This window comes from Streptomyces sp. ICC4 (assembly GCF_003287915.1).
GTDB classification, from domain to species: Bacteria; Actinomycetota; Actinomycetes; order Streptomycetales; family Streptomycetaceae; genus Streptomyces; species Streptomyces tritrimontium.
In genome coordinates this window covers 2,187,628-2,213,125 of sequence record NZ_CP030286.1, presented here as the reverse complement: position 1 = coordinate 2,213,125, position 25,498 = coordinate 2,187,628, and the positions used below count along the sequence as shown (strand labels likewise).

General features: G+C 73.7%; 21 protein-coding genes and 1 pseudogene. 8 read left to right on the top strand and 14 right to left on the bottom strand.

Translation table 11 applies throughout. The features are described 5' to 3' along the window. Window positions 1-5 precede the first annotated feature (5 nt). The gene (locus tag DRB89_RS10225; protein WP_112447952.1) at window positions 6-1,112 is read right to left on the bottom strand and encodes a nitronate monooxygenase family protein; all 1,107 of its coding nucleotides are present in this window, start codon (window positions 1,110-1,112) and stop codon (window positions 6-8) included. A gap of 821 nt (window positions 1,113-1,933) precedes the next feature. Here DRB89_RS10225 and DRB89_RS10220 point away from each other — a divergent pair. Continuing rightward, entirely contained in the window at window positions 1,934-3,679 is a 1,746-nt protein-coding gene (locus tag DRB89_RS10220; protein ID WP_204358006.1) for a serine hydrolase domain-containing protein, read from the top strand. Between the two features lie 167 nt (window positions 3,680-3,846). Continuing rightward, the gene (locus DRB89_RS10215; protein WP_112447953.1) at window positions 3,847-4,290 is read left to right on the top strand and encodes a nitroreductase family deazaflavin-dependent oxidoreductase; all 444 of its coding nucleotides are present in this window, start codon (window positions 3,847-3,849) and stop codon (window positions 4,288-4,290) included. A 75-nt stretch (window positions 4,291-4,365) separates the two neighbouring features. Here the strand turns inward: DRB89_RS10215 and DRB89_RS10210 are convergent, their stop codons facing one another. From DRB89_RS10210 to DRB89_RS10200, 3 genes are read right to left on the bottom strand one after another with little or no spacing between them, the layout of a single operon-like run. Continuing rightward, on the bottom strand, window positions 4,366-5,946 hold the full coding sequence (locus tag DRB89_RS10210; RefSeq protein ID WP_112447954.1) for an NAD(P)/FAD-dependent oxidoreductase: 1,581 nt from the start codon (window positions 5,944-5,946) through the stop codon (window positions 4,366-4,368). Beyond that, a complete protein-coding gene (locus tag DRB89_RS10205; protein WP_112447955.1) occupies window positions 5,943-8,138 on the bottom strand; it encodes a serine/threonine-protein kinase in 2,196 nt (731 codons plus the stop codon). The genes DRB89_RS10210 and DRB89_RS10205 overlap by 4 nt, the downstream gene beginning before the upstream one ends. Window positions 8,139-8,165: 27 nt before the next feature. Further along, window positions 8,166-9,074, bottom strand: coding sequence for an oxygenase MpaB family protein (locus tag DRB89_RS10200; RefSeq protein ID WP_112447956.1), 909 nt, complete (start codon window positions 9,072-9,074; stop codon window positions 8,166-8,168). 138 nt (window positions 9,075-9,212) lie between these two features. On the opposite strand from DRB89_RS10200, the gene DRB89_RS10195 reads away from it, so the two are divergent. Further along, entirely contained in the window at window positions 9,213-9,986 is a 774-nt protein-coding gene (locus DRB89_RS10195) for a glucose 1-dehydrogenase (RefSeq protein WP_112447957.1), read from the top strand. A 77-nt stretch (window positions 9,987-10,063) separates the two neighbouring features. Here DRB89_RS10195 and DRB89_RS10190 read toward each other — a convergent pair whose 3' ends face one another. From DRB89_RS10190 to DRB89_RS10165, 6 genes and pseudogenes are all read right to left on the bottom strand, one after another. Beyond that, on the bottom strand, window positions 10,064-11,290 hold the full coding sequence (locus DRB89_RS10190; RefSeq protein WP_112447958.1) for a cytochrome P450: 1,227 nt from the start codon (window positions 11,288-11,290) through the stop codon (window positions 10,064-10,066). 265 nt (window positions 11,291-11,555) lie between these two features. Continuing rightward, the gene (locus tag DRB89_RS10185; protein WP_112447959.1) at window positions 11,556-12,746 is read right to left on the bottom strand and encodes an acyl-CoA dehydrogenase family protein; all 1,191 of its coding nucleotides are present in this window, start codon (window positions 12,744-12,746) and stop codon (window positions 11,556-11,558) included. A 92-nt stretch (window positions 12,747-12,838) separates the two neighbouring features. Then, window positions 12,839-13,306 (bottom strand): annotated as a pseudogene (locus DRB89_RS10180) (LLM class flavin-dependent oxidoreductase); the annotation flags it as partial. Window positions 13,307-13,410: 104 nt separating this feature from the next. Beyond that, on the bottom strand, window positions 13,411-13,929 hold the full coding sequence (locus tag DRB89_RS10175; RefSeq protein WP_112447961.1) for a hypothetical protein: 519 nt from the start codon (window positions 13,927-13,929) through the stop codon (window positions 13,411-13,413). 23 nt (window positions 13,930-13,952) lie between these two features. Then, the gene (locus DRB89_RS10170; RefSeq protein WP_112447962.1) at window positions 13,953-14,789 is read right to left on the bottom strand and encodes a class II fructose-bisphosphate aldolase; all 837 of its coding nucleotides are present in this window, start codon (window positions 14,787-14,789) and stop codon (window positions 13,953-13,955) included. Further along, a complete protein-coding gene (locus DRB89_RS10165) occupies window positions 14,786-15,688 on the bottom strand; it encodes an SIS domain-containing protein (RefSeq protein WP_112447963.1) in 903 nt (300 codons plus the stop codon). Before DRB89_RS10165 ends, DRB89_RS10170 begins: the two co-directional genes overlap by 4 nt. A 182-nt stretch (window positions 15,689-15,870) precedes the next feature. Between DRB89_RS10165 and DRB89_RS10160 the strand changes: the two genes are divergently transcribed. Continuing rightward, a complete protein-coding gene (locus DRB89_RS10160; RefSeq protein WP_112447964.1) occupies window positions 15,871-16,650 on the top strand; it encodes a DeoR/GlpR family DNA-binding transcription regulator in 780 nt (259 codons plus the stop codon). A gap of 120 nt (window positions 16,651-16,770) precedes the next feature. Further along, a complete protein-coding gene (locus DRB89_RS10155) occupies window positions 16,771-17,541 on the top strand; it encodes an MBL fold metallo-hydrolase (RefSeq protein ID WP_112447965.1) in 771 nt (256 codons plus the stop codon). Window positions 17,542-17,560: 19 nt separating this feature from the next. Here DRB89_RS10155 and DRB89_RS10150 read toward each other — a convergent pair whose 3' ends face one another. Both DRB89_RS10150 and DRB89_RS10145 read right to left on the bottom strand, forming a co-directional pair. Then, window positions 17,561-18,475, bottom strand: coding sequence for a LysR family transcriptional regulator (locus DRB89_RS10150; protein WP_112447966.1), 915 nt, complete (start codon window positions 18,473-18,475; stop codon window positions 17,561-17,563). Window positions 18,476-18,605: 130 nt separating this feature from the next. Then, window positions 18,606-19,817, bottom strand: a complete 1,212-nt coding sequence (locus DRB89_RS10145) for a glycine C-acetyltransferase (protein WP_112447967.1) — start codon at window positions 19,815-19,817, stop codon at window positions 18,606-18,608. Window positions 19,818-19,995: 178 nt separating this feature from the next. Between DRB89_RS10145 and DRB89_RS10140 the strand changes: the two genes are divergently transcribed. After that, entirely contained in the window at window positions 19,996-21,597 is a 1,602-nt protein-coding gene (locus tag DRB89_RS10140) for a hypothetical protein (protein ID WP_204357726.1), read from the top strand. A gap of 3 nt (window positions 21,598-21,600) precedes the next feature. Here DRB89_RS10140 and DRB89_RS10135 read toward each other — a convergent pair whose 3' ends face one another. Together DRB89_RS10135 and DRB89_RS10130 are read right to left on the bottom strand one after the other, a co-directional pair. Beyond that, a complete protein-coding gene (locus tag DRB89_RS10135; RefSeq protein WP_112448917.1) occupies window positions 21,601-22,353 on the bottom strand; it encodes a class I SAM-dependent methyltransferase in 753 nt (250 codons plus the stop codon). 141 nt (window positions 22,354-22,494) lie between these two features. Continuing rightward, entirely contained in the window at window positions 22,495-23,856 is a 1,362-nt protein-coding gene (locus tag DRB89_RS10130) for an ABC transporter substrate-binding protein (protein WP_112453425.1), read from the bottom strand. Between the two features lie 204 nt (window positions 23,857-24,060). Between DRB89_RS10130 and DRB89_RS10125 the strand changes: the two genes are divergently transcribed. Both DRB89_RS10125 and purU read left to right on the top strand, forming a co-directional pair. After that, window positions 24,061-24,507 (top strand): hypothetical protein, encoded by a 447-nt coding sequence (locus tag DRB89_RS10125; protein WP_112448916.1) that lies wholly within the window; start codon window positions 24,061-24,063, stop codon window positions 24,505-24,507. A 25-nt stretch (window positions 24,508-24,532) separates the two neighbouring features. Continuing rightward, a complete protein-coding gene (gene purU, locus DRB89_RS10120; RefSeq protein WP_112448915.1) occupies window positions 24,533-25,408 on the top strand; it encodes a formyltetrahydrofolate deformylase in 876 nt (291 codons plus the stop codon). The last annotated feature ends 90 nt before the right edge of the window (window positions 25,409-25,498 follow it).

Here is a 25,498-nt window from a genome sequence, read left to right as displayed (position 1 = left end):
GCCTCTCAGGCTCGGCCGGCGATGCGGGTGATGCGGTCGATGGCGCGCTCGAATCCGCTGGTGAGGTCGTCGAAGACGGCCTGGACGCTGCGCTCGCTGTTCATCCGGCCGACGATCTGGCCGACGGGCGTGCCGAGCAGCGGCTGGATCTCGTACTTCTGGATGCGGGACACGGCCTCGGCGACGAGCAGGCCCTGCAGCGGCATCGGGAGCGCGCCGGGGCCCTCCGGGTCGTCCCAGGCGTCGGTCCACTCGGTGCGCAGCTGGCGGGCGGGCTTGCCGGTGAGGGCGCGGGAGCGGACGGTGTCGCCGGAGCCGGCGGCGAGGAGCTTCTCCGTCAGGGCGCGCGAGTGCATGTCGGCCTCGGTGGTGGTCAACCAGAGGGAGCCGAGCCAGGCGCCCTGGGCGCCGAGGGCGAGGCCGGCGGCGATCTGCTCCCCGCTGCCGATGCCGCCGGCGGCGAGGACCGGAATCGGGCCGACTGCCTCCACCACCTCGGGTACCAGCACCATGGTGGCGATGTCGCCGGTGTGGCCGCCGGCCTCGTAGCCCTGGGCGACGACGATGTCGATGCCGGCCTCGGCGTGGCGGCGGGCGTGCTTGGCGCTGCCGGCGAGGGCGGCGACGAGGACGCCGTGCGCGTGGGCGCGCGCGATGACGTCGGCGGGCGGGGAACCGAGGGCGTTCGCGAGGAGTTTGATGGGGTAGTCGAAGGCGACGTCGAGCTGGTTGCGGGCGACCTGCTCCATCCAGCCGGTGATGCGCCACCCGGAGGCCTCGCCCTCGGCGAGCTCGGGCACGTGGTGCTTGGCGAGGGTGTCGCGGACGTACTCGCGGTGCGCGGCCGGGATCATCGCCTCGATGTCGGCCTCGCTGACGCCGTCGACGGCCTTCTTGGCGGGCATGACGACGTCGAGGCCGTAGGGCTTGCCGTCGGTGTGCTCCTGCATCCAGTCGAGGTCGCGCTTGAGGTCGTCGGGGGCGGTGTAGCGCACCGCCCCGAGGACCCCGAACCCGCCCGCGCGGGTGATCGCAGCGGCGACCGCCGGGAAGGGCGTGAAGCCGAAGATGGCGTGCTCGACTCCCAGTTTCTTGCTCAGCTCCGTCTCCATGGGCGGCAGGATGCCGCAGCCGGGCCGCCGAGGGAAGAGATTTTCTGATGCAGCGTCAGATTCTTTGCGGGCCGGTCGTGGCGGGAGGTGCGCGGCGGACGGGCAGATACTTCGGGAGGGCGCGACGGTGGACGGGAGGACCGGTCATGGAGGAACGCAAGGCCGCCGGCAACGACGGTGACACGGAAGGCCCCGGCGACGGGCACGGCATGCCGAACCCAAGCCGCACGAGCGGCCGGAACCACGAACGCGACGGGCCGGCCGGCGCGGGCGTGCACGATGGGGCCGGCGGGAACGACGGTGACACCGAGGGCTCCGGCGACGGGCCCGCTGGGGCGGCCTGGCCTGTCGGGCCCGACGGGGCGGGTGGGCCCAGTCGCGCCGACGAGCCCGGCGGGGACGTCGAAGGCGATGGCCTGCACGGCAGCGGCCACGGCGCCGGAACCCACGAGCGGAACGCCGAAGTCGTCGGCGGCAGCGACGGGGACACCGGCGTCCACCGCCGGGACGGCAGCTGCGACCCCCACCGCCGAAAGGCCGGCGACCCGGGGCCGGGTAGCGGGACCGCCAACACCACCGGCCCGGAGGCCAGGAACACCGGCCACCCAGGGCCGGACGGCGACACCGGCGACCACCACCGCCAGGAGGCCGGTGGCATCGCCCGCCACCGCGAGGCCGACAGCCCGGGGCCGGGTGGCGGGACCGCCAACACCCCCGGCCCAGAGGCCAGGAGCACCGGCGACCAGCGCGGCCCGGTCCCCGGGAGGGGCGACGGGGGCAGTGACGGGCGGGGGCTCAGTCGGCGGCGGCTCGGCGCGCGGCTGCTCGCGCTGGGCGGCGTGCTCGCGCTCCAGGCCGCGCTGCCCTGGCCGGCGGGCGCCGCCGGGGGGCCCGCCGAGCGGCGCGCGCTCCAGGGACTGCGGCTGCGCTACGGCTCCGCCCGCCAGGCCGGGCTGTTGGAGAGGCACCTCGAAGGGGTCGCGGACGAGGCGCGGCGGTTCCTCGGCCCCTCCCCCGAACGCCCGTACTACGCCGGGGCCGTGGTCCTCGCCGGCCGGGGCCGCACCGTGGCCCTGCACCGGGCGATGGGCGAAGCCGTCCGGTACGCCGACTACGACGGCCGCACCGACCGGGTGCGGGAGTTCCCGGCAGCCGAGCGCATCGCGATGACGGAGGACACGGTCTTCGACCTGGCCTCGCTGTCGAAGCTGTTCACCTCGCTGCTCGCCGTGCAGCAGATGGAGCGCGGGCGACTGGAGCTGGAGGCGCCGGTGAACCGGTACCTGCCCGAGTTCACCGGCGGGGGCAAAGAGGCGATCACCGTCCGCCAGCTCCTCACGCACACCTCGGGGCTGCGGTCCTGGGCCCCCTTCTACCAGGAGCCCACCCGGGCGGGCCAGTTGCGACTGCTGTGGTCGGTGAGGCCGCAAGAGACCCCCGGGACGGTCTACCGCTACTCGGACCTCAACCTCATCGCCCTCCAACTGCTCCTGGAACGGATCACCGGTCACACTCTGGATCTCCTGCTCCAAGACGAGATCACCGCTCCACTCGGGATGCACCGCACTCGTTACAATCCACCGCTCTCCTGGCGCCGTGTCACGGCCGCCACCGAAGTGCAGCGACCGCCCTGGTCCGGGCTGGACCGCGGGCTCGTCTGGGGCGAGGTCCACGACGAGAACGCGCACGCGCTGGGCGGCGTCGCCGGCCACGCCGGCGTCTTCGGCACCGCCTGGGACCTGGCCATCCTCGCCCGCACCCTGCTCGACGGCGGGGTCTACGCCGGCAGGCGCATCCTGCGCCCCGCCTCCGTGGAACTGCTCTTCACCGACTACAACACCGCCTTCCCCGGCGACGACCACGGCCTCGGCTTCGAGCTCTACCAGCCCTGGTACATGGGTGCCATGGCCACCCCGCACTCCGCCGGCCACACCGGCTTCACCGGAACCTCCCTGGTCCTGGACCCCTCCACCGATTCCTTCCTCATCCTGCTGGGCAACTCCGTCCACCCCGTGCGGACCTGGCGCGCGGGCAGCGCCCCCCGCGTCGCCACCGGCAACCGCTTCGCCCGCGCCGTCCCGGTCCGCACGAAGCACGGCGGCCCGGCCTGGTTCTCCGGCATGGAGACCGGGGGCTCCGGCACCCTCACCCTGCCGCCGCTCACCCCGTCCACCGGCTCCGCCCGGCTGCGCTGCGCGCTGTGGTGGGACACCGTGCCCGGCGAGGGAGCCCTGCACGTGGAGGCCTCCGCCGACGGGCTGACCTGGGAGCCGCTGCCCTTCAGCACCGTACGCACCACCGGCGGAGCCGCCGAGCAGTGGCCGCGCGGCTCCGTAACGGGCTGGTCGGGCCGCATCTGGCACCGTCTCGAAGCCCCGCTCCCCGCGTGGGCGGGCCGCGAGGTCCGGCTCCGCTTCCGCCACACCGCGCAGGGCCGCTACGTGGGCCGCGGCGTCTACGTCGACGTCCTGCGCGTGGCGGAGCCCGCCCGCCTCCTCTTCGCCGAGGACCGCCCCGCGGACGCCTCCCGCATCGAGGCGACCGGCTGGTCCCGCTCGGCGGACTAGCGGACCAGCGGGCTAGCGGACCAGGGGGGGTTCTTTCGGCCCGAACGGCTGCCATCGGGTATCGCATCCGTGCCCCGGAGCGTTGTCATTCGTTGGTGTGGGTTGTTGACCGTTGAACACGAAGTCATTGACGACCTCGACGACACGACGAAGGCGGGCAGAGCGCCATGAGCGACATCGACTGGGACCACCCGATCGACCCCAAGCCGGGCTGGACCCTGGACCACGTCAAGCTGTACGTCGGCTCCGGCGGCACCGAGGGGCAGTACTGGAACAACACCCAGACCCTGCTGCTGACCACCGTCGGCCGCAAATCCGGCAAGCCGGTGCGCACGCCGCTCATCTACGGCGAGGACGACGGCCGCTACCTCATCGTCGCGTCCAAGGGCGGCGACCCCGCCGACCCGCTCTGGTACCGGAACCTCAGCGAGCACCCCGAGGTCCGGGTCCAGGTGGGCCCCAAGGTCGTCCAGGGCGTCGCGCGGACCGCGAACTCCGAGGAGCGTGCCGCCTTCTGGCCGCTGATGGTCAAGCACTGGCCTTCGTACGACGAGTACCAGACCAAGACCACCCGGGAGATCCCGATCGTGGTGATCGACCCCGTCGCCTGAACCGGCCCGCCGCCTGAACCGGGCCCGCCGCCGGGCCCGTCCGGCCCCGGGCCCGCCCGACGTGACCGCGCGGCCTCAGTGCCCGAGCACCGCCATCGCCGCGTTGTGGCCGGGGACCCCGCTGACTCCGCCGCCCCGGACCGCCCCCGCACCGCACAGCAGGACGCCCGGGCGGCCCGTCTCCACTCCCCACCGGCCGCCCGCGCCGTCCGGCTCCGCGTAGGGCCAGGACAGGTCCCGGTGGAAGATGTGGCCGCCCGGCAGCCGCAGTTCGCGCTCGAGGTCGAGCGGGGTCTTCGCCTCGATGCACGGGCGGCCGTCGGCATCGAAGGCGAGGCAGTCGGTGAGCGGTTCGGCCAGGTGCGCGTCGAGCTGGGCGAGGGTGGCGGTGAGCAGCACCTCCCTCGCCCCCCGGTTGTCGTGTCCGAACAGCCGCGCCGGGGTGTGCAGTCCGAAGAGGGTCAGGGTCTGGTAGCCCTGCGCCGCGAGCTCGGGTCCCAGGATCGACGGGTCCGTCAGCGAGTGGCAGTAGATCTCCGAGGGCGGTACGGAGGGCAGTTCGCCGGCCCGGGCCTCCGCGTGCGCCCGGGCGAGCTGCTCGTACCCCTCCGCGATGTGGAAGGTCCCGCCGAATGCCTCGCGCGGGTCCACGGAGGTGTCGCGCAGCCGGGGCAGCCTCCGCAGCAGCATGTTGACCTTGAGCTGGGCCCCCTCGGGGGCCGGCCCCTCGGGCTCCTCGCCGAGCAGCTCGGCCAGCGCCCTGGGCGAGGCGTTGACGATGACCACGCGCGCGGCCACGCTTCCCTCTCCCGTCGCCGTCCGGAAGGTCACCTCGGCCGGCGCGGTCGTCCCGTCCGTGTCGATGCGCAGCACCTCGTGCCCGGTGGCGATCTCCGCCCCGGCCGCCAGCGCGGCCCCCGCGAGGGCGTCGGTGAGCGCGCCCATGCCGCCGACCGGCACGTCCCAGTCACCGGTGCCGCCGCCGATCACGTGGTAGAGGAAGCAGCGGTTCTGGGCGAGCGACGGGTCGTGGGCGTCGGCGAACGTGCCGATCAGGGCGTCCGTGAGGACGACCCCGCGCACCAGGTCGTCGGCGAACTCCCGTTCCACCGACTGCCCGACGGGCTCCTCGAACAGCATCCGCCAGGCCGCCTCGTCGTCGAGCCGGGCCCGCAGCTCCGTACGCGTGGGCAGCGGTTCGGTCAGCGTCGGGAAGAGCCGTTCGGCGGCCCGCCCTGTCGTCCCGTAGAAGGCGCGCCAGCTCTCGTACTCCCGGTCCGAGCCGGTCAGCCGTGCGAAGGACTCCCGGGTGCGGGCCTCTCCGCCGCCGACCAGCAGGCCGCCGGGCCGGCCGCCCCGCTCGACGGGGGTGTACGAGGAAACCGCCCGCTTGCGGACTTCGAAGCTCAGCCCCAGCTCGCGCACGATCTTCGCCGGGAGCAGCGAGACGAGGTAGGAGTACCGGGACAGTCTGGCGTCGACCCCGGCGAACGGCCGGGTGGACACGGCCGCGCCGCCGGTGTGCCCGAGCCGCTCCAGGACCAGCACCGAGCGGCCGGCCCGCGCCAGGTAGGCGGCGGCGACCAGCCCGTTGTGGCCGCCTCCCACGATCACCGCGTCGTACACGTCCGAACCGAAGCCCCGCGAGGTCGTCATGGCTCTTGGTAACACACCTGCCCGAGCCGCTCCAGACAGTGCGCCTCGTCGGCGTGGGCGGCGACGGTGTCGGGGTGGTCGTCGCCCAGCGACCGTTCGCGGATGCCCGACAGTTCCCGGTACAGCGGCAGCGCCTCGTCCCAGCGGCCCAGCCGGCCGAGCCCGACGGCGAGTTCCCGGCGGCTGACCAGGGTGTCGGGGTGTTCGGCGCCGAGCGCCCGGGCCCGCGCCTCGCCCACCTGCCGGGCCTCGGCCACCGCTTCCTCCCACCGTTCGAGGCGCCCGAGGTTGACCCCGAGGACGTGGCGGGCGCGCAGCGTCTCCGGGTCGGCGGCCCCGTAGGCGCGGGTGCGGTCGCGGACCAGGTCCCGGAACAGCTCCAGGGCCTCGGCGCAGCGGCCGGTCCGGCCGAGCGCGATGCCGGCCTCGTACCGCGCGGCCAGGGTGTCGGGGTGGTCGCGGCCCAGGACCCGCTCCCGGACGGCGGCGATGTGCCGGAAACCGTCCAGGGCCTCCTCCCAGCGCTCCAGGCGGCCGAGCGCGTACGCCGCCTCGTACCGGGTCAGCAGCGTGTCCGCGTGCTCCGCGCCCAGGGCGGCCGCCCGGTCGGCGGCGACCTCGGCGGCGACGGCGTGGGCCTCGGCGAAGCGGCCGAGGGCGCCCAGCGCGCAGGCCAGGTTGTGCCGGCAGCGCAGGGTGTCGGGATGGTCGGCGCCCATCGTCCGCTCGCGGCCGGCGAGCACCGCGCGGTAGCCCTCGTAGGCCTCCTGGTGGCGGCCGAGCAGGCCCGTCTCGTACGCCGCCTCCTGGCGCGCGGCGAGGGTGTCTGCGTGGTCCGGGCCGAGCACCCGGGCCCGGCCCTCGGCGACGGCCGTGTACCCGGCGAGGGCTTCCTCGGTACGGCCGGCCCGGCTGAGGGCGAAGGCCCGGGCGTGGCCGGCGGCGAGCGCGTCACGGCCGGTGGGGTCCGCGCCGGGGGCGCGCTGGACCCCGTACGCGGCGGTGAGCCGCGGGTCCTCGGCCGGGCGCGGGCGTACGACGGACAGCCCGCCCGGGCGGGCTGCGGGCGCCTGCGACTGCCCCTGCGACTGGCCCTGCCCCTGCCCCTGCGCCTGCGCCGGGGTCCCGGCGGGCCGCCCGGCGGGGCCGTCCGCGCGGGCGGCTGCGCCGGGCACGGGCGGCTCGGCGCCCGGGCGGGTGGCCGTCCAGGATCCGGTCAGGACGGCCCATGCCCCGCTCGCGGGCCGGGCTTCGAGGCCGGCCTTGCGCCCGGCGGTCATCCCGTCGGCCCATTCGGGCAGCGGCGGGTGCGCGCCCGGCGCCGTGCCGGGGCCGAGCCGGGCCTCGACGAGCCGCCGGTGCAGGTGGCGGGCGTCGCCCGGGCGGTCCTCGGGGCGCTTGGCGAGCAGGTCGAGCACGAGCCGCTCGAAGTAGTCGGGCAGCTCGGGGCGGTGCTCGCGCAGCGGCACGGGCTCGGTGTCGCGGTGGCCGACCAGGACGGACCAGGAGTCGCCGAGGTCGAAGGGCGGGGCGCCGGTGGCGATCTCGTACAGGACGCAGCCGAGCGAGTAGAGGTCGCTGCGGTGGTCGACCTCACCGCCCGCGATCTGCTCGGGCGACATGTAGTGCGGGGTTCCCATGGCCACGCCGCCGCCGGTGAGCTTCGCGGTGAAGCCGATGTCGGCGGCGATCCGGGCGATGCCGAAGTCGCAGATCTTCACCGTGCCGTCGGTGAGCCGCATGATGTTCGCGGGCTTCAGGTCCCGGTGCACGACGCCCTGGTCGTGGGTGTAGCCGAGGGCGGCGGCCATCTGCTCGGCGATGTCGACGACCACGTCCACGGGGAGCGGGCGCGCTTCGTTGTCGTCCAGGAGCTGGCTGAGATTGCGGCCTTCGAGGAGTTCCATGACGAGGTAGAGGGGGCCGCCGGCGGCGCTGTCGTCGCCGAAGTCGTGGACGACGGTGACGCCCCGGTGCTGGAGGGACGCGGCGACGCGCGCCTCGCGGCGGAAGCGCTCGCGCAGCACCTGGGTGAAGTGGGCGTCCTGCTCGGGCCCTATGGGCTTGAGGCATTTGACGGCGACGTGCCGGCCCAGCGACTCGTCGCGGGCCCGCCACACCTCGCCCATGCCGCCTCGGCCGATCAGGTCGAGCGACCGGTACCTGCCTTGGATCAGTCTGGACTCCGCCATGTCTTGAAGTCGCCCCCGTGTGTCGTGCTACGCCCTCCCCGGCCGGTCCAGTATGGCCGCTGATGTACGCAGTGTGTACGGCGCGGGGCGGCTCCCGGGGCCCATGCGGCGCATCGCTTTCAAGATGTGACCTGGGGGCAGCTGCCAGCGCAGACCTGCGGGAATGCTGCGCAGCAGGCTACCGGTGAGACGCAGGCGGCGGGTGACGCTGCGCGGGGCCGGTGCGGGGCGGCCGTACAGCTGGTGCGCGTATCCGGGGAGGGATCCGTAGGCGAGGGCGGCGAGCGGGCGCCACACCAGATTCCGGCCAGGGACGAGGAGGGGATGGACGGGCGGCGCGCACAGGAAGGCGTCCACTGCGTGCGCGTCGGGGCCGGCGGCGAGCTCGGGGCGGATCCGCTCGAAGTAGGCGGCCAGCTGGACGGTGTCGGCGGGTACACCGGAGGCGTCGAGCCCGACGAGGCGGGCGTTCACGAGGTTCTCGGCGACGTAGCGGTCGGCCTGGCCGGGGCTGAGCGGGACCCCTGAGCGCCGCAGGACGTGCAGGAAGCTGTCGATCTGGGCGCAGTGGATCCACAGGAGCAGCTCGGGGTCGTCGACGGGGAAGCGCTCGCCGGTGGCGGGGTCGGTGGCGGACAGCGTGCTGTGGATCTTCCGGACGCGGGCGCCGGCCCGCTCGGCGGCCTCGGTGGTGCCGTAGGTGACGGTGCCGACGAAGTCGGCGGTGCGCAGCAGCCGGCCCCAGGCGTCGCCCGGGCCCTTCGCGCCGCTGAACGCGGAGCTGTTCTCCATCACCCCGCGGACGGCGCGCGGGTGCAGGGCCTGGAGGTAGAGCGCGCGGACTCCGGCGATCCACATCACCGGGTCGCCGTGGCACTGCCAGGTGACGGATCGCGGGCCGTAGAGCCCGGGATCGGGTCCGCCGCTCTCACCCATGGCCGTCGCTCCCCCGCTCGCCGCGTGTTCCCGTGTTCCTGTCCTTCCAGCATTCCACCCGGCGGGCGCCCGTACGCGCCACTAGGATGTCCGGTCGGCGGACCGCACCCGCCTCCCCCGGAGCGAGGAGGCACGGTCATGAGCACAGAACACGCGGCACACACGGCACACGTGGGACGCGCGGGGCAGCTCGACGGGCAGGTCGCGGTGATCACGGGCGGGTCGGCGGGCATCGGCCTGGCGACGGCCCACCGCTTCGTGCAGGAGGGCGCCCGGGTCTTCATCACCGGCAGGCGGCCGGCGGAACTCGCCTCGGCGGCCCGGGAGCTGGGCGGGAGCGCCGTCGCCGTGCCCGGTGACGCGTCCCGCGTCGAGGACCTGGACCGGCTGTACGCGGCCGTCGCCGCCGGGGGCCGTCCGATCGACGTCCTGGTGGCCAACGCGGGCGGCGGACCGGCGGGCGGCTTCGCCGAGTTCACCGAGGAGCAGTTCGACGCGACCTCGGACCTGAACTTCCGGGGCACCTACTTCACCGTCCAGCGGGCCCTGCCGCTGCTGCGGGACGGCGCCTCGGTGGTCCTGCTGGGATCGGCGGCCGGGTCCTCGGCGTCCACCCGGTTCGGCGTGTACGCCGCCACGAAGGCGGCCGTACGGTCCCTCGCGCGCAGCCTGGCCCTGGAGCTCGCGGGGCGCGGGATCCGGGTCAACACCCTCAGTCCGGGCCCGGTCGACACCCCGGCGCTGGCCCAGGCGCCGGCCGGGGTACGCGAACGGGCGACCGCCGGGGTCCCGCTCGGCCGGGCCGGACACCCCGAGGAGGTGGCCGCGGCGGCCCTGTTCCTCGCTTCGCGGGAGAGCAGCTTCATCACCGGCATCGAACTCTTCGTGGACGGCGGCGCCGGCCAGATCTGAGCCCCGGGGGCGCAGCGGTCGGACGGGCCTGCCTGCCTGCCCGAGGAGCGGACGTCCACCGCGCGGCTGCCCGGGCTTCAGCCGGCGGCCGGCGTGAACTCCACGAGCAGGGAGGAGGGTCCGCGGGTGAAGACGCCCTGCTCGGCCGGGTCGTACCCGTCGGCGGGCCGGATGCCGGGCATCGCGTCGAGGAGCTGGTTGGTGGCGATCTCCACCTCGGCCTTGGCCAGGAGCGCGCCGACGCAGAAGTGCCGTCCGAGCGCGAACGCCAGGTGGTCGGCGGCCGCGGAGAAGGCGGTGGTCGCCGTCAGGTCGTCGCGGAAGATGTCGAACCGCTCCGGGTCCTTGTACCGCCCGGGGTCGCGGTTGGCCGCTCCGATCAGGCAGGTGACGGTCGCCCCGGCGGGGATGGTGCCACCGCTCACGGACACGTCGACGGCGGCCTGCCGCATGATCATGTGGACCGGCGGGGTGTAGCGCAGGGTCTCCGCGAAGGCCCGGTCGATGAGTCCGCGGTCCCGCTGCACGGCCGCGAGCTGTTCGGGGTGGGCCAGGAGGTTCGAGAAGAGCCCGGCGATGGCCTTGTCGGTGGTCTCGGCGCCCGCCGTGAGGAGCAGGCTGCAGAACGCCTTGATGTCCTCGTCGCTCATGCTCACCCCGTCGACCTCGGCGGCGCAGAGCGCGGACAGCAGGTCGTCCCCGAGGTGCTCGCGCCGGTTCCTGATGACCGGCAGCATGTACGCGGCGAACTCGGCCTGGGCGCGCGCGCCGGCCGCCGCCTGCTCCGGGTCTCCGGACAGGTTGGCGATGAACGCCACGAAGGCCCGGTACCAGTGGCCGAGGGCCTCCTGCCCGGACCGGTCCAGTCCGAACATGTCGGCGATGACCGAGATGGGGAAGTGGGAGGCGAAGCCGCTCACCAGGTCGACCGAGCCGGTGTCGCGGAACCCGTCGATCAGCTCGCGGGCGTTGCGCTCGATGACGGGGACGACCTTGTCGCGGAGCTCGTTGCCGCGGAAGGCCGGGGCCACCAGGGCGCGCCGCGTGGCGTGTTCGCGCCCGCTCATCTGGAGCAGGGTCTTGCCGTGCACGGGCTCGGCCTGCCACGCGTAGTTGTCCGTGGTGAAGAGCGAGTCCTTGTCCTTGAACGCCCGCGCGACGTCCTCGTAGCGCGAGATGAGGTAACTGCGCGTGGGCTCGTGCCAGCTGAGCGGCGCGCTCTCGCGCAGGGCCCGGTACGTCGGGTAGGGGTTCTCGGCGAACTCCCGCGACAGGATGTCCGGGACGTCGGGCGCGGCGGTCATGGAGTTCCCCCATCAGCTTGGCCTGCCGGCTGTCCTGAGGTGCCTCGGGCGATCGTCACCACGATGCCCGGTCGTGCCGCGTCGTGCTGTGTGGTGCGCCACAACGCCGTCTGCGAGCACTTTCAAGGAAACCGCAAGCCGTCCGCCGCCGCCAGGGCTTCGACACCGGCGCACGGGCACACGGGGGCGCGTACGCCGGCGGGACTGCCCGCGCGCCCCCGTGTGCCCGTAGGCCCGTACGCCCGTACGCCCGTACGGGCTCCGCTCAGCGGCGGACGCGCGGCATGCCGAGGCCGATCCAGGAGATGATCTCGCGCTGGATCTCGTTGTTGCCGCCGCCGAAGGTGAAGATGACCGCGCTGCGGTAGCCGCGCTCCAGCTCCCCGTGCAGGACCGCGCCCGCCGAGCCGTCCTTGAGGGAGCCGGCCGCGCCGACCACCTCCATCAGCCAGGCGTACGCGTCCCTGCGCGCCTCGGAGCCGTAGACCTTGACGGCGGAGGCGTCCTGCGGGGTGAGGGTGCCGTCCTGGACGGCGTTGACCATCTGCCAGTTGAGCAGCTTCATCGCGTCGAGGCGGGCGTGGGTGCGGGCGAGGCGGCCGCGGACCCAGTTGAGGTCGATGACGCGACGACCGTCGGCGATCTTGGTCTCGGCGGCCCAGCGCTGGACGTCGTGCAGGGCTCGGATGGCCATGGTGCCGTGGGCGGCCAGGGTGACCCGCTCGTGGTTGAGCTGGTTGGTGATCAGCCGCCAGCCCTTGTTCTCCTGGCCGACGCGGCGGCTCGCGGGGACGCGGATGTCCTCGTAGTAGCTGGCGGTGGTGTCGTGCGAGGCGAGGGTGTTGATGAGGGTGCAGGAGTAGCCGGGGTCGGCGGTCGGCACGAGGAGCATGGTGATGCCCTTGTGCGCGGGGGCTTCGGGGTCGGTGCGGACGGCGAGCCAGACCCAGTCGGCGGTGTCGCCGTTGGTGGTCCAGATCTTCTGGCCGTTGACCACGTAGGTGCCGGTCTCCTCGTCGCCCTCGCGCACGGCCTTGCACTTGAGGGCGGCGAGGTCGGTGCCCGCGTCCGGCTCGCTGTAGCCGATGGCGAAGTCGATCTCACCGGCGAGGATCTTGGGGAGGAAGTAGGCCTTCTGCTCGTCGGTGCCGAACTGCATGATCGTCGGCCCGACGGTGTTGAGCGCCATCAGCGGCAGCGGCACCACGGCCTGCGCGGCCTCGTCGAAGAAGATGAACTGGTCCATGGGCGACATCCCGCGCCCGCCGTACTCCTTCGGCCAGCCGACCCCGAGCCAGCCGTCGGACCCGAGCCGGCGGATGGTCTCCCGGTAGAAGCGCTTCTGCTCGGCCGGGTCCTCGTACCGGGCGTAGACGTCCTCGGGGATCAGCTCGGCGAAGTACGCGCGCAGCTCGGTGCGCAACTGCTGCTGCTCAGGCGTGTATTCGAGGTGCACGGCCCCTCCGGGTCTCTCGTGGCTCAAGGTCGCGCGGCCGTCCACCGCCGCCGCGGGGGCAGACTAGAACCTGTTCCAGCAATCCGGAAGGGTCAGCGGGGCACCACCGCGTTTCCCGCGAGCCCCGGGCGGATCAGGACCTTGACGTGCTCCTCGGGGCGGCGCAGGGAGGCGAAGGCCGCGTCCGGCCCGGCGAAGCGCCGGGTCTCCTCCAGGGCGAACCACTCGGTGGCGGCCGTGACCGTCTCCCCGCGCAGCAGCCGGACGATCGCGTCGAGGGAGTCGGCCGTCATCTCCCGGGAGCGCAGCGGGTCGACGCCCATCATGAAGGCGTCGGACGGCAGCTGTCCGGGGCCGACGCCGAGCAAGGCGCGGCCCCGGGACTGCTGGTCGAGCCGGCAGATCCGGTCGGCGAGGATCAGCGGCTGGTGGTACGGGAGGGAGTTGACGCCGGTCCCGAGCCTGATCCGGGAGGTCCGCTCGGCGGCGGCCGCGAGGAACAGCTCGGGCGAGGCGACGATCTCGTACCCGGCGAAATGGTGCTCCCCCACCCAGACCTCGTCGGCGCCTGCTCCGGCGTCCGACGAAACACCGCTCCCGCCGCGGCTTCAACAGCCGCGCCGCCGTCCTCCCACCGAGTGGGACGGCTCCTGCGGACCGCGGCTCAGGTGTAGAGGAAGACGTAGTCGAAGTACACGAGGTCGCGGATGCCGTCGAAGCAGAACGAGCCCGACGGGATCACGTCCAGGCCTTCCTGCAGGGCGCCCTTGTCGTACGTCCCGCTCTGCCGCCAGGCCGCGGCGGAGGGAACGTACGGCTTGAGCTCCACGGGCAGGGTCGTCAGCGCCGTGGCCTCAAACTGGTGTGCGGGATCGCGCAGGATGCGGTTCGCGGTGCCCGGCTTGAGGTGGGCCATCCCGACGAGGCGGATGCGGGAGTCCGGGCTCGGTATCATGCGGTCGCCGTCGGTCTCGTCGATGTCGTAGCCCAGCCAGTGTGCGTCGGACACGTCGCCCAGCGCGGTCCAGAAGCGGCGGTTGAGCGGCTCCAGGTCGGTGCGCACCTTCTGGCGGGCCTCCTCCTCGGGCCACCGCGCGTAGCCGATCCCGCCTCCGATGAGGAGCAGCGGGACCCCCGCTCCCAGAAGGAACCGCCGTCTGCTGTGGCCCCGCTGCGTGTCCATCAAGCCCCCCGGTACCCGTTCCGTCAGTTCAGGGCGCTGATCATAGCGGCGGCCGTCACCGTCATCGCCTCCCTTGCGGCGGCCAAATACGGGCGGGGGTCCGCCGGGGTCAGGTGGGTGCGGATGGCCTCGGTCATCGCCACGTTGAGGGCGGTGCCGATGTTGACCTTCCGGATGCCGCCGGCGACGGCCGCGGCGAGCTCCGCGTCCGGCAGGCCGGAGGATCCGTGCAGGACCAGGGGCACGTCGACGGTCTTGGCGAGCCGGGCGAGCAGCGCGTGGTCCAGGGCCGCGGTCCGGCTGGTCATCGCGTGGCTGCTGCCGATCGCGACGGCCAGCGCGTCCACGCCGGAGTCGGCGACGAACCGGCGCGCCTCGTCGGGGTCGGTACGGGCGCCCGGCGCGTGCGGGTCCAGCGGCGCGGCCCCGTTCTTCCCGCCGACCTCGCCGAGCTCGGCTTCGATCCAGAGCCCGTTGACGTGCGCCCAGTCGGCGGCGGAGCGGGTGGATTCCAGGTTCTCGGCGTAGGACAGGTGCGCCGCGTCGTACATGACCGAGCTGAACCCCGCGTCCACGGCCTGGCGCAGCAGTTCGGAGCTCTTGACGTGGTCGAGGTGGAGGCCGACGGGAACCCCGGCGGCCTCGGCGACGGCGACGGCCGCGCGGGCGATCGGCAGCAGCTGCCCGCCCCGGAACTTGACGGCGTTCTCGCTGAGCTGGAGGACGACGGGCAGGCCGGCCGACTCGGCGCCCGCGACGACCGCTTCGGCGTGCTCCAGCGTGATGATGTTGAAGGCGGCGACGGCGCGGCCCTGTGCGGCGGCCTCCAGGACGAGCGTGCCGGCGGAGACGAGGCTCATCGGACCGCCTCCTCGCCCGTGGTGAGGATGACCGAGCGGGTCAGGTTGCGCGGTGCGTCCGGGTCCAGCCCCTGGTGGGCGGCGACGGCGACGGCCAGGCAGTGCACGCGGACCAGCTCGGCGAGCGGGTCGAGGTGTCCGGCCACCCACTGGGCCCCGGTGCCCCGGACCTGTTCGGCCAGGCCCTCGGGGGCGTCGCCGAGCGACCAGGTGGCGGTGCCGGGCGCGGAGACGCTGATGGGCCCGTGCCGGTACTCCATGGCCGGGTAGGACTCGGCCCAGGCCAGGGCGGCCTCGCGCATCTTCAGCGCGGCCTCGTTGGCGAGTCCGACGCTCCAGCCCCGCCCGAGGAAGGTGAACTGCCCCCGGGTCTCGAGCTCCGCGGGGAGGGGGTCGGCGAGCGCGGTGCGCCCGTCGGCGACGACGGAGGGGCTGTGCAGGCCGACGTGGGCGCGCAGCAGGGTGAGGGCGGTGGTGGCGAACCGGGTCTGGACGACGGACCGCTCGTCGGCGAAGTCCAGTACGACGAGCTCGTCGGCGAGGGTGATGACGGGGGTGTCCGGGTCCCCGATGACGGCGGTGGTGGGGACGCCCGCGTCCCGCAGTCCGGCCAGCAGGTCGAGCACCTCGGTGGTGGTCCCGGACCTGGTCAGCGCGATCACCCGGTCGTAGCGCCGGTGGCGGGGGAACTCGGACGCGGGGAAGGCGTCGGTCTCGCCCGCCCCGGCCTCTTCCCGCAGTACGGCGGCGGCCTGGGCCATGTAGTACGAGGTCCCGCAGCCGACGATCGCGGTGCGCTCACCCGGGCGCGGCAGCACCGCCCGGCGCTCGGGTGCCAGTGCGGCGGCCCGCTCCCAGCACGCGGGCTGCGTGCCCAACTCGTACGCGACATGGCTCATGGCGGCTCCCTGGCGTGGTGCGTGGACCTGAATGCGTGTTCTTGCAAGATAGTGCGGACTTTCACGCAACTTCAAGCATTTCAAGGATGATCTCCTGCGTTAATGTCGACGCATAGGCCAAGAGAGACCATCGACGCCGAACAGTGAAGCGAAGACCGAAGCCGAGACCGAAGGGGTGGCCGATGACCCGCAAGGAACGCTGGCAGACACTGCTGGACCTGCTGGTGGAGCGGGGCGAGCTCGAGGTGGAGCCCGCCGCCGAGGCCCTCGGGGTGTCCGCCGCCACCATCCGCCGCGACCTCGACCAGCTCGCCGAACAGCAGCTGCTGGTGCGCACGCGCGGCGGAGCCGTCCTGCAAGGGGTCTCGTACGAACTCCCCCTGCGCTACCGCACCTCGCGCCGGGCCGCCGAGAAGGGCAGGATCAGCGCGGCGGTCGCGGCGCTGATCGTCCCCGGCGAGGTGATCGGCCTGACCGGCGGCACGACGACCACCGAGGTGGCCCGCACCCTGGCCGGCCGGCCCGACCTCGCCACCGGGTCCCCCGCCCTCACCGTCGTCACCAACGCCCTGAACATCGCGAGCGAGCTGGTCATCAGACCCCAGTTCAAGATCGTGCTGACGGGCGGCGTGGCCCGCCCCCAGTCCTACGAGCTCACCGGCCCGCTGGCCATGGAGGTGCTCGGGCAGCTCACCGTGGACACCGCCGTCGTGGGCGTGGACGCCTTCGACCCGGCCGACGGCGCCGCCACCCGCCACGAGGACGAGGCGGCCATGAACCGGCTGCTGTGCGAGCGCGCCCGGCGCGTGGTGATCGCGGCCGACTCCAGCAAGCTGGGCGTCCGCGCCTTCGCCCGGATCGTCGCGACCGACGCCGTGGACGTCCTGGTGACGGACACCGGCCTGGCACCGTCGGTCGCCGTGGCGTTCGAGGCGGCGGGCGTGGAGGTCATCCGCGTCTGAGCCCCACCCGACCCGCGCACCGCACGCCCGCACGGCCGGTCCCGACCACTGGTGGGCGAACAACGGCACGGACCCCGCGACCCGGCAAACCTTCCCGGCCACAGCCCTAGACTCCACCGGATGGCCGACGATCTTCTGCGACTCACCGTGCTGGGCAGCGCCACGCCCTACCCCGCCGCCGACAACCCCTGCTCCGGCTACCTCGTCGAAGGCGGTGGCGCCCGCGTCTGGGCGGACGCCGGGAGCGGAACCCTGGGGGCTCTGCAACAGCACGTCGGGCTGGGCGAGTTGGACGCGATATGGATCTCCCACCTGCACGCCGACCACACGGCCGACCTGCTCACCGCCTCCTACGGACTGCTCTACGCGGACGTGCGGCGGGCTTCGCCGCTCCCCCTCTACGGGCCGCCCGGCCTCGCCGACCGGCTGGCCGGGTTCCTCACCAACGGGCCTGACCGCAGCCCGGTCGAGGCCGCCTTCGCGGTCCACGAGCTGTCCGACGGCCACCACGTGGAGATCGGCGGACTGGGCCTCACCAGCCGGGCCGTGTCCCACGGCATGCCGGCCTTCGCCCTGCGCGCCGAGTCCGGGGGCGCGTCGCTGGTGTACTCCGGCGATACGGCGCCCTGCCCGGCCCTGACCCGACTCGCCGAGGACTGCTCCCTCCTGCTCTGCGAGGCCGACAGCGCGGCGCACCCGGCCGGGGTCGAGCCCGTGCACCACACCCCCGAGGAGGCCGGCGACACCGCGCGCGCCGCCCGCGCCCGGCGGCTCGTCGTCACCCATGTCGGCCGGGACCTGGAACCGGCCGAGGCCGTGGCCCGCGCCGCCGCCCGCTACGGCGGACGCGTCGACCACGCCGCACCCGGCGGCGTCTTCTCGATCGGATAGGACCCGGTCGCGGCGCCGGTCAGTGGGCGGGGAGCCGGCCCGCCTCACGGGCCAGGGCCGCGAGGACCGGGGCGATCAGCGGATGCGTCTCGGCGCCGCGACGGGTGGCGGCGAAGACGCGGCGGGTCGCCGCCGGGCCGGCCACCGGGCGGACCTGAACCTCCTTGAGGTCCATCCCGCGTAGTGCCGAGCGCGGCACCAGGGCGACGCCCGCGCCCGCGCCGACCAGTGCGACCACGGCCCGGAAGTCGTCGGAGGAGTGCACCAACCGGGGCTGGAAGCCCGCCAGTTCGCAGGCCAGCTGCATGACGTCGTGGCAGGGGTTGCCGGGGTACTGGCCCACCCATTCCGCGTCCGAGAGATCGGCGAGCGGCACCTCAGGCAGGTCGGCGAGCGGGTGGCCGGCGGGGAGGACCGCGTCGAAGGGCTCCGCGTAGAGCGGGAGCACGGACAGCCGGCCGTCGCCGGCGCCCGGGGCGCCCCGGTACTCGACGGCCAGCGCGAGGTCCGCCTCACCATCGAGCAGCAGCAGCAGGCTCTGGTCGCCCTCCGCGTCGCGTACGCGCAGCCGGATGCCGGGATGGTCCAGGGCGAGCCGCGAGATGGCCGGGGCCAGGACTTCGGCGATGCCGGTGGCGAAGGCCGCGACGGTGACCTCGCCCGCCGAGCCGCCCGCGTAGGCGGCGAGTTCGGCCTCGGCGCGCTCTAGCTGGGCCAGCACCTCGTGGGCGTGCCCGAGGAGGATCTCACCGGCCGCGGTGAGCCGTACGCCCCGGCCGCTGCGGGTCAGCAGCGCGTGGCCCGTCTCCTGCTCCAGCGCCGCGAGCTGCTGGGAGACGGCGGAGGGGGTCAGGTACAGGGCTGCGGCCGCGGCGGTCACCGTACGGTGGTCCGCCACGGCCCGCAGGATGCGCAGCCGGCGGGGGTCGATCACCCGACCATTCTCGCAGGCCGCGGGGGTATGCCGGGCCGACCGATCGTGCGGGCGGCCACGTCCGCCGCGCAGCCGAAAGCCCACCGGAACCCGGGCCCCGGCCCGGGCCGCAGACCGGGCCCGGCCGGGGTCAGGCCTCGGCGCCCGTCAGGGACGTCAGCGCCGAGCGGGCGTCGATGAACGCCGCCACCGCGCGCTCCACGTCGGCCGTGGAGTGGGCGGCCGAGAGCTGGACGCGGATCCGCGCCGCGCCCATCGGGACCACCGGGTAGGAGAAGCCGATCACGTAGACCCCGCGCTCCAGCAGGAGCTCCGCCATCTTGGCGGCCTCCGCCGCGTCGCCGATCATCACCGGGGCGATGGCGTGGTCGCCGGGCAGGACCTCGAAGCCGGCCTCGGTCATCTTCGTGCGGAACAGCGCGGTGTTCGCGGCGAGCTGCTCGCGCAGGTCGCCCGCCGACTCCAGCAGGTCGAGGACCTTCAGCGAGGCGGCCGCGATGACCGGGGCGAGGGAGTTGGAGAACAGGTACGGGCGCGAGCGCTGGCGCAGCAGCTCGACGATCTCGGTGCGCGCGGCGACGTAGCCGCCGGAGGCGCCGCCCAGCGCCTTGCCGAGGGTGCCGGTGATGATGTCGACCCGGTCCATGACCCCGTGCAGTTCGGGGGTGCCGCGCCCGCCGGGGCCGACGAAGCCGACGGCGTGCGAGTCGTCGACCATGACCATGGCGTCGTAGCGGTCCGCGAGGTCGCAGATCTCGGCCAGCGGGGCGACGTACCCGTCCATGGAGAACACGCCGTCGGTGACGATGAGCCGGCGGCGGGCGTCCTGCGACTCCTTGAGCCGGGTCTCGAGCTCGGCCAGGTCGCGGTTGGCGTAGCGCAGCCGGCGGGCCTTGGAGAGGCGGATTCCGTCGATGATCGAGGCGTGGTTGAGGGCGTCGGAGATGACCGCGTCCTCGGGGCCCAGCAGCGTCTCGAAGACTCCGCCGTTGGCGTCGAAGCAGGAGGAGTAGAGGATCGTGTCCTCCTGGCCGAGGAAGGCGGAGAGCCGCGCCTCCAGCTCCTTGTGCACCTCCTGCGTACCGCAGATGAAGCGGACGGAGGCCATGCCGTAGCCCCAGCGGTCCAGCGCCTCCTTGGCCGCGGTGACGACCTCGGGGTGGTCGGCGAGGCCGAGGTAGTTGTTGGCACAGAAGTTGAGGACCTCACCCGCCGCGCAGCCCGAGGTCACGGCGACGGCGGCGTTCTGCGGGGTGCCGATGACGCGCTCGGACTTGTGCAGGCCCGCGGCGCGGATCTCGTCGAGGGTGGTGCGGATGTCGGCGCGAACGGTCTCGAACATGCGGTGCTCTCTTTCTCCTGGTGCGGCGTGCGGAGGAGGGGGGCCGGGCCCCGCGGTCTCGTGGGCTCGGAGATGTGTATAGGAGCCAGGGTAGGGGGGGGCCGGACGGGGGAGGGGGGTGACCGGGTAGCGTGGGCCGACGGTTCCGTAGTTCGGACAGGTCGGAGAGGGAGTCCCGGTGACGGAGAGCGGACAGGGCGGCAGCCCCCAGGCAGGCGCGCCGTGGGGCCCGCCGATGCCGGCGCAGCCGCCGACGCAGCCGCCCGCGCAGCAAGACGCGCAGCCGGAGCACCCGCAGGGCCCGCCGTCCTACGGGTACCCGGCGCCCGGCGGCCCCGCCTACGGCTACCCGCAGGGCCACGTCCTCGGCCCCGGCTACGAGGGCCCCGGCGAGCCCCACGGCTACGGCTACCCGCCGCTCCCCGAGGCGGTCACCCAGTACATCCCGCCGGTTCCCGCGGCTCCCGTGCCCGGTGAGCCCGGCGCCCGCCACCGCGCCCCGGGCGCGCAGGACCACCAGAACGAGCACGGGCACCAGCAGGGCCACCAGGAGGACGCGACGCAGTACATCGCGCCGGTCCCCGCCGCCCCCTCTTACGGCGGGGCCACCGGCCAGTACGGGACCCCGGGCGGGCCCGCGCACGAGGAGGACGCGACGCAGTACATCGCGCCGGTCCCCGCCGCCCCCTCCTACGGCGGGGCCACCGGCCAGTACGGGACCCCGGGCGGGCCCGCGCACGAAGAGGCCGCGACGCAGTACATCGCGCCGGTCCCGGCCGCCGCCCCGCAGGGGGAGCCCGCCGGCCGGTACGGCACCCCGGGCGTCCCCTCGCACGAGGAGGCGGCGACCCAGTACATCGCGCCGGTTCCCGCGGCCCCCGCGGACCCGGCCGCCGGGTTCGACGGGCTGTTCCGCGGTGACACCCAGCACTTGCCGCCCGTGCAGGAGCCGGTGCTCCGGCAGCCGCCGCCGCGCCCCTACCCCCAGCAGCAGCGCGCGCAGCAGCCGCACCCGCAGCCGCATCAGCAGCCGCATCAGCAGCACCCGCACGCGCAACCGCCCCACCCCCAGCAGCAGTTCCAGCAGTACCCGCAGGCGCAGCAGCAACATCCGCAGCAGCAGTTCCAGCAGCAAGGGCCGGCGCCCCGCAGGGTCTCGCCCGCGATCATCGCCGCCGTCGTCGTCGGCCTGGCCGTCGTCGGCCTCGGTGTCGGCGCGGTGCTCAGCGACGACAAGGCGCAGAACACCGACCCCGGCGCCGTGGTGTCCGCGCCCTCCGGCAGCGGCTCAGCGGCCCCCGGCGGCGAGGCGCCGCTGGATCCGGCGCAGCCGCAGGCGGTCCAGCTGGACAAGCTCCTCGCGGACAGCAACGACAGCCGGGCCTCGGTGATCAAGGCCGTCGACGACATCAAGGGCTGCCGCAACCTCGACCAGGCCGCCACCGACCTGCGCGACGCGGCCCGCCAGCGCGAGGAGCTGGTGACCCGGCTCCAGGAGCTCAAGGTGGACCAGCTCCCGGACCACGCGAAGCTGACCGCGTCCCTGACCAAGGCCTGGAAGTCCTCCGCCGAAGCCGACAACAGCTACGCGGCGTGGGCCGACGACATGAAGGCCGACGGCGAGAAGTGCAAGGACGGCAAGGCCAAGTCGACGGACAACGCCTCGGACGGCAACAAGTCGAGCGGTGACGCCACCAAGGCGAAGGAGTCGGCGGCGGGCATGTGGAACTCCATCGCCGGCAAGTACAACCTCACCAAGCGGGACAAGAGCCAGCTCTGACCCTCACCCGCCCGGCAGCGTGCGGCGCAGCACCAGGGTGACGAAGCCGAGCGTGCCCCGGTAGCCGTGCAGCCAGGCGTCGCGGTGCTCGGCCGCCGCCTTCAGGGCCGCGCCGCTGTCGGGGTGCCCGGGGTGGTCCAGGGCCCAGCGGGAGAGCGTTCCGGTCCAGGACCACTCGTAGTCGTCCCATTCCCGCAGGGTGCTGACGTGTCCGTGCACGGGGGTCCAGCCCTCGGCCGTGACGCGGTCGACGGTCGTGGCGAGGTCGTCGTAGTCGGTGGCGGCGAAGCCGTGGTCGAGGGTCTTCAGGCCGGGTTCGCGCTCCCAGAAGCAGTCGCCGACGAGTACGGAGCCCCCCGGGGCCAGGTGCCCGCGGGCGGCCTCCAAGGTGGGCAGCAGGCCGCCGAACGCGTGGGCGGCGCCGATGCTGAGGACGGCGTCGTAGCGGTGCGGGGACGTGAACCGCGCGGCGTCCCGGGCATGGAAGGCGATCTGGTCGCCGAGCCCGGCGTCGGTGACGGTCCGCCGGGCGGCGGCGATGGTCTCGGCGTCGTCGTCGACGCCGTCGGCGCGCAGGCCCGGGCGGGCGGCGTGGGCGCGCACCATCCAGGTTCCGCCGCCGCATCCGAGGTCGAGGAGGCGCGGGGCGCCCCCGGGAAGGGCGCGCTCGAGGAGCGCGCGTACCGAGTCGTCGCCCAGCGGGGCGGCGATGGGGCGCTCGGCGTGGGCTGTTGCGCTGATCTGTCGACGGTCCATGACGGCATCCTGCCCGCTGCCCGCGCCGTGGTCGCACCAGTTTTCAGGCGGCAGGCGGCAGACGGCCGGCGGCAGGCGGCCGGCGGCCGCGGCAGGCGGCCGCGGCAGGCCGCCTGCCGGTACGGGCGGTCCCGCGCGGGATCAGCTCGTGCGCGGGGCCTGTTCCAGGGTCTTGGTCATGTCCGTGGTGTGCTCGCCCGGTTGGGCCACGAGGCGGCCCTGCTGGACGATCTGGAAGGTGACCCGGCCGTTCACGATGCGGGGGAGGCCGGCGACGGCGCGCATGTCCTGGTAGCGCCAGCTGAGGTCGGGGGTCAGGCCGCCCGTCGCGACCGGATCGGACTGGTTGAGCTTGCGCGCCAGTGTGCGCCCCGTGACCTCCTCGCCGCCCTTGAAGCGCTTCAGGGCCTCGCCGAGCACCGTGTACGCGATCCAGGTGGTCTGCGCGCCGCTGTCGTCGGGGTCCACGGTGTCGTCGCCGAAGGCGTGGTCGGCGATGACCCGGCGCATCGGCTCCCAGACCGGGTCGGAGGAGACCGGGTACCAGCTGGTGACGTAGGCGCCCTCGAAGGGGCTCTCCTTGCCGCCGGTGCGGTCCACCAGGGCCTGGCTGACCGAGCCGAGCACCGAGGAGATCTGCGGTTTGCGGTTCTGGGTTTCGGAGGCACGGCGGAAGGCGTCGAAGAAGGTCTCGGTGCGCGAGCCGAGCACGGCGGCCACGCAGCCCTTGTCCTTGGCGTCCTTGGCCGCCCCGTCCTTCGCCGCCCCCTCCTTCGAGGTGGTGCCGTTCTTCGCCGTGGTGGTGTCGGTCAGCGCCTCGCGGGCCTGCGCGGAGAAGTCCGTGGAGTCCTCGGCGGCCCGGATGTCGCTGGCCTCGGCCGTCTGGTTGGCCTTGAGGCCGGCGTTGAGCTGGACGGGCAGGGAGTCCGCCGCGAGGGTGTCGGGGCGGACGAGCGCGACCTTCTCGCAGGCCCGGCCCAGCTGGTGGCCGGCCCCGGCGAGGAGGACGGGCTGGCCGCCGTTGACGGGGTAGGACAGCGGGGACTGGAACTCCTCCGAGGAGACCCCGTACCCGCCGATGAACGGGATGCCCTCGGCCTCCAGCGGGGCCATGAAGGCGCGCCCGTGCTGGCTGTACGAGCCGACGACGGCGACGGCCTTCTCGGCGATCGCCTTGCGGGCGCAGTCCGCGGCGCCACCGGCCGTGTTGCGCTCGTTGCAGGTCAGGACGCGGATCTTGCGGCCGTTGATGCCGCCCTTGGAGTTGACCCAGCGCTCGTAGGCCTTGGCCATGCCCGGCATGCCGGGCATGTTGGTCGCCTTGGAGTCCTGCGGTGCGAAGGTCATGACCGTGAGGGTGCCGTCGGTGTCCCCGGAGCCCCCCGAGCCCCCGGGGAGCACCCCGCACCCGGCGAGGAGACACGCGCCCGTCACCGTGGCCGCGGCCTTGGCCTTGGCCAGGAGGGTGCGGGAAACAACTGCTGCGCGTTGCCGGGTGGTCATGTTCATGCACCATTCCGCGTCCGGGTAACCGAAGAGTGAGGTGTACACAACATCCGGTGACGCCCAGGTGAATTGCGGGTGGCGGGCGTGCGGGGGTGCGCAAGGGCGCTTCAAGATCGCGCAAGACGGGAACGTACGATCGAAAGCGTGACATTCGCCCAAGGTTCGAAGAACTCTTCCCGCCGCGGCGGCCGCTCCTCCACCATGGGCGGCATGCCCCTCAACGACATGCCGTGGTGGCGCTGGCGCAGCAACGTGCGCTCGGCGCTGCACATGCTCTCCGATCCCGTCTTCCAGGAAGACACCTGGCTGGCCGGCGCCGAAGGCTACGGGGACGTGACCGACGCCGTGTACCGGCTCGTCGAGGACACCTGGCTCGACAGCTGGTCCGCGGAGAAGTACGTCGGCACGATCTTCCGCGACTCGCAGGAGGCGGCCCTGGTCGACCTCGCCGTGCTGCGGGTGCTCAGGATCATGCACCAGATCGGCCCCGACGCCCCCGTCTCCGGATACCTGGAGCACCATGCCTGGCCGGAGGCCGTACGGGCCGCGCGCGAGGCCCACGTACGCCTGGCGACGGCGGACGCGGACGACCCGGACGCGCGCCCGCGATCACTGGATGTCTTGAGGATCCTTACCCGCGCGGCCTGAGTCCGATGTGGAAGGCTGTCGGGTCATGAGCGACGACCCGCAGCCACAGGCTTCCCAGCAGTACGTACTGACCCTCTCCTGCCCGGACAAGCAGGGCATCGTGCACGCAGTGTCCAGCTACCTGTTCATGACCGGGTGCAACATCGAGGACAGTCAGCAGTTCGGCGACCGCGACACCGGCCTCTTCTTCATGCGGGTCCACTTCGCGGCCGACGAGCCGGTGACGGTGGACAAGCTGCGGGCCAGCTTCGCCGCGATCGGCGACTCCTTCCGGATGGACTGGCAGATCCACCGCTCCGACGAGCGCATGCGGATCGTGCTGATGGTCTCGAAGTTCGGGCACTGCCTGAACGACCTGCTGTTCCGCTTCCGCATCGGCGCGCTGCACGTCGACATCGCGGCCGTGGTCTCCAACCACACCGACTTCGAGGAACTGGTCGGCTCGTACGGCGTCCCGTTCGTGCACATCCCGGTGACGAGGGACACGAAGGCGGCGGCCGAGGCCGAGCTGCTGGAGCTGGTCCGTGCCGAGGACGTCGAGCTCGTCGTCCTCGCCCGCTACATGCAGGTGCTGTCGGACAACCTGTGCAAGGAGCTGAGCGGGCGGATCATCAACATCCACCACTCGTTCCTGCCGAGCTTCAAGGGCGCCAAGCCCTACCACCAGGCGCACGCGCGGGGCGTGAAGCTGATCGGCGCGACCGCCCACTACGTGACGGCGGACCTCGACGAGGGCCCGATCATCGAGCAGGAGGTCGAGCGGGTCGGCCACGAGGTCACCCCGGACCAGCTCGTCGCGATCGGCCGCGACGTCGAATGCCAGGCGCTGGCGCGCGCGGTGAAGTGGCACAGCGAGCACCGCGTGCTCCTGAACGGCACCCGCACGGTCGTCTTCGCGTAGCGGTCCCGGCAGAGCCGCAGTCGGCCCCGCGCACGTCAGCCCCGCCGCGCCGCCGGCGGGGCCGGACCGGCCTGGCCCGGACCGGCCTGG

What these genes read in the sequence shown, in the direction of transcription:
- DRB89_RS10170 (WP_112447962.1), bottom strand. Translation starts at nt 14,789, where the DNA reads ATGAGCCTCGTCTCCGCCGGCACGCTCGTCCTGGAGGCCGCCGCACAG.
- purU (WP_112448915.1), top strand. Translation starts at nt 24,533, where the DNA reads ATGAGCGACGACCCGCAGCCACAGGCTTCCCAGCAGTACGTACTGACC.
- DRB89_RS10175 (WP_112447961.1), bottom strand. Translation starts at nt 13,929, where the DNA reads ATGGACACGCAGCGGGGCCACAGCAGACGGCGGTTCCTTCTGGGAGCG.
- DRB89_RS10215 (WP_112447953.1), top strand. Translation starts at nt 3,847, where the DNA reads ATGAGCGACATCGACTGGGACCACCCGATCGACCCCAAGCCGGGCTGG.
- DRB89_RS10225 (WP_112447952.1), bottom strand. Translation starts at nt 1,112, where the DNA reads ATGGAGACGGAGCTGAGCAAGAAACTGGGAGTCGAGCACGCCATCTTC.
- DRB89_RS10210 (WP_112447954.1), bottom strand. Translation starts at nt 5,946, where the DNA reads ATGACGACCTCGCGGGGCTTCGGTTCGGACGTGTACGACGCGGTGATC.
- DRB89_RS10145 (WP_112447967.1), bottom strand. Translation starts at nt 19,817, where the DNA reads ATGTTCGAGACCGTTCGCGCCGACATCCGCACCACCCTCGACGAGATC.
- DRB89_RS10190 (WP_112447958.1), bottom strand. Translation starts at nt 11,290, where the DNA reads ATGACCGCCGCGCCCGACGTCCCGGACATCCTGTCGCGGGAGTTCGCC.
- DRB89_RS10135 (WP_112448917.1), bottom strand. Translation starts at nt 22,353, where the DNA reads ATGGACCGTCGACAGATCAGCGCAACAGCCCACGCCGAGCGCCCCATC.
- DRB89_RS10195 (WP_112447957.1), top strand. Translation starts at nt 9,213, where the DNA reads ATGAGCACAGAACACGCGGCACACACGGCACACGTGGGACGCGCGGGG.
- DRB89_RS10205 (WP_112447955.1), bottom strand. Translation starts at nt 8,138, where the DNA reads ATGGCGGAGTCCAGACTGATCCAAGGCAGGTACCGGTCGCTCGACCTG.
- DRB89_RS10130 (WP_112453425.1), bottom strand. Translation starts at nt 23,856, where the DNA reads ATGACCACCCGGCAACGCGCAGCAGTTGTTTCCCGCACCCTCCTGGCC.
- DRB89_RS10165 (WP_112447963.1), bottom strand. Translation starts at nt 15,688, where the DNA reads ATGAGCCATGTCGCGTACGAGTTGGGCACGCAGCCCGCGTGCTGGGAG.
- DRB89_RS10125 (WP_112448916.1), top strand. Translation starts at nt 24,061, where the DNA reads ATGGGCGGCATGCCCCTCAACGACATGCCGTGGTGGCGCTGGCGCAGC.
- DRB89_RS10155 (WP_112447965.1), top strand. Translation starts at nt 16,771, where the DNA reads ATGGCCGACGATCTTCTGCGACTCACCGTGCTGGGCAGCGCCACGCCC.
- DRB89_RS10160 (WP_112447964.1), top strand. Translation starts at nt 15,871, where the DNA reads ATGACCCGCAAGGAACGCTGGCAGACACTGCTGGACCTGCTGGTGGAG.
- DRB89_RS10200 (WP_112447956.1), bottom strand. Translation starts at nt 9,074, where the DNA reads ATGGGTGAGAGCGGCGGACCCGATCCCGGGCTCTACGGCCCGCGATCC.